This window comes from Pseudomonas sp. BF-R-01 (assembly GCF_019946615.1).
In the GTDB taxonomy this organism is placed as follows: Bacteria; Pseudomonadota; Gammaproteobacteria; order Pseudomonadales; family Pseudomonadaceae; genus Aquipseudomonas; species Aquipseudomonas migulae.
Genome location: NZ_JAGYFX010000219.1, coordinates 1 through 1,660 on the forward strand (window position 1 = coordinate 1; position 1,660 = coordinate 1,660).

At 62.1% G+C, this 1,660-nt stretch carries 2 protein-coding genes; both read left to right on the forward strand.

Going from position 1 to position 1,660, the window contains the following annotated elements; genetic code table 11:
- The first annotated feature begins 111 nt into the window (after nt 1–111).
- Nucleotides 112–1,206: a serine hydrolase domain-containing protein gene (locus KGB27_RS31340; protein ID WP_223557383.1), complete on the forward strand. Its 1,095-nt coding sequence runs from the start codon at nt 112–114 to the stop codon at nt 1,204–1,206.
- Complete coding sequence (locus KGB27_RS31345) at nt 1,203–1,532, forward strand: amidase (protein ID WP_223557384.1); 330 nt, start codon at nt 1,203–1,205, stop codon at nt 1,530–1,532. Before KGB27_RS31340 ends, KGB27_RS31345 begins: the two co-directional genes overlap by 4 nt.
- The last annotated feature ends 128 nt before the right edge of the window (nt 1,533–1,660 follow it).

Genomic DNA, 1,660 nt, shown 5'->3' on the forward strand with positions numbered 1-1,660 from the left:
CCTCTGTAGGAGCGAGGCTTGCCCGCGAAGGCGTCTTCATTGACGACACAAATTTTAGATCTGTCATAAACCTCAACTAGGCTCAGCAATCAAATCCGCCGAGCCCCCGCCATGTTCAAAGGCTTGTCCCTGTTTTTCATGCTGCTGCTCAGCCTCTCGACCCAGGCCGAAACCTGGCCCGTCGAGCAATGGTCGACTGGCCCGACCCCGAGCGGCCCGGCGCTGCAAGCCCTGGAAACCTACGCCTTCCCACCCCGAGATGACATCAGCCGAAAGGGCATCCGCACCGACGCCTTGCTGGTGATCCGCGACGGTCAGTTGATCTACGAACGCTACGCCGGCCCGACCAGCGCCGACACACCGCACCTGACCTGGTCGATCAGCAAGAGCCTCATGGCCACGGTGCTCGGCGTCGCCTATGGCGAAGGCCTGTTCAAATTGCAGGACCCGGCGCTGAAGTTCTATCCAGCGCTGAAAAAACACCCGGCGATCACCCTGGCCGATCTGCTGCACTGGGCCTCGGGCCTGGACTGGCAGGAAGACTATGAATACGCACCGTTGAAGTCCTCGGTGGTGGCGATGCTCTACACCCGCGGCCATCACGACATGGCCGCCTTCACCACTGATCACGCCGAGTACGCCAAACCCGGCCAGGCTTTTCGCTATTCCAGCGGCGACAGCAATCTGTTGTCCGCTGCGCTGAAGAACATCGTCGGCCCGGCGCGTTATCCCGACTATCCATGGACCGCGCTGTTCGAGCCGCTGGGGATTCGTCACGCGGTGTGGGAAACCGACGGCACGGGCACTTTCGTCGCCTCGTCCTATGCCTACCTGACCGCCCGCGACCTGGCGCGAGTCGGCCTGTTGATGGCGCGTGACGGCCGTTGGGGGGACCGGCAATTGCTGCCCAAAGACTGGGTCACCTTCAATCGTGAGCCCTTCGCTCACTATCAAGCGAATCAGGACGACGCTGTGCCAGGCGGTCAGTGGTGGCTCAACCGCGCCGTGGATGGCGCCGCACAACCCTGGCCCGATGCACCCCCCGACACCTTCGCCGCACTTGGTCATTGGGGTCAGGCGATGTACGTGATCCCCAGCGAAAAACTGGTGATCGTGCGCTACGGCGACGACCGCGACGGTAGCTACAGCCACAACGCATTGCTCAACCTTGCGCGCAAGGCATTCGCCGGGAAGGTGCAGCCATGAGCCGTCGCCCGTTTGTCCGCCGCCGACCGTTCAGTTCGCTGTTGTTGATCCTGCTGATCATCTTGCTTGGCTGGATCTGGCACGAGCGCGTGGCGCTTTGGGCCTTCCCGGACATCATCAGCGCCTACACCGCCAAGGAATACTGCTCGTGCCGATACGTGATGAACAACGACGCCGAGTATTGCCGTGGCTATGTGAAGCAATGGCTGCCCTTCAGCGGTTTTGCCGATGACGCCGCCGGCAAACGCGTGACGGTCAGCGGCATGGGGCGCAGCAACAGCGCGCAATGGATCGGCGAACACCAAGGCTGCCGTCTGCAACCCTGACAGGTCGTCTTTGTAGGAGCCGGCTTGCCGGCGATGGCAATCTCCGGAACGCCATCGCCAGCAAGCCGGGCTCCTACGGATTTGCGGTGTGCTCGAGAATTGAAGGTTCACGCCAAACCTGTAGGAGC

What these genes read in the sequence shown, in the direction of transcription:
- KGB27_RS31340 (WP_223557383.1), top strand. Translation starts at nt 112, where the DNA reads ATGTTCAAAGGCTTGTCCCTGTTTTTCATGCTGCTGCTCAGCCTCTCG.
- KGB27_RS31345 (WP_223557384.1), top strand. Translation starts at nt 1,203, where the DNA reads ATGAGCCGTCGCCCGTTTGTCCGCCGCCGACCGTTCAGTTCGCTGTTG.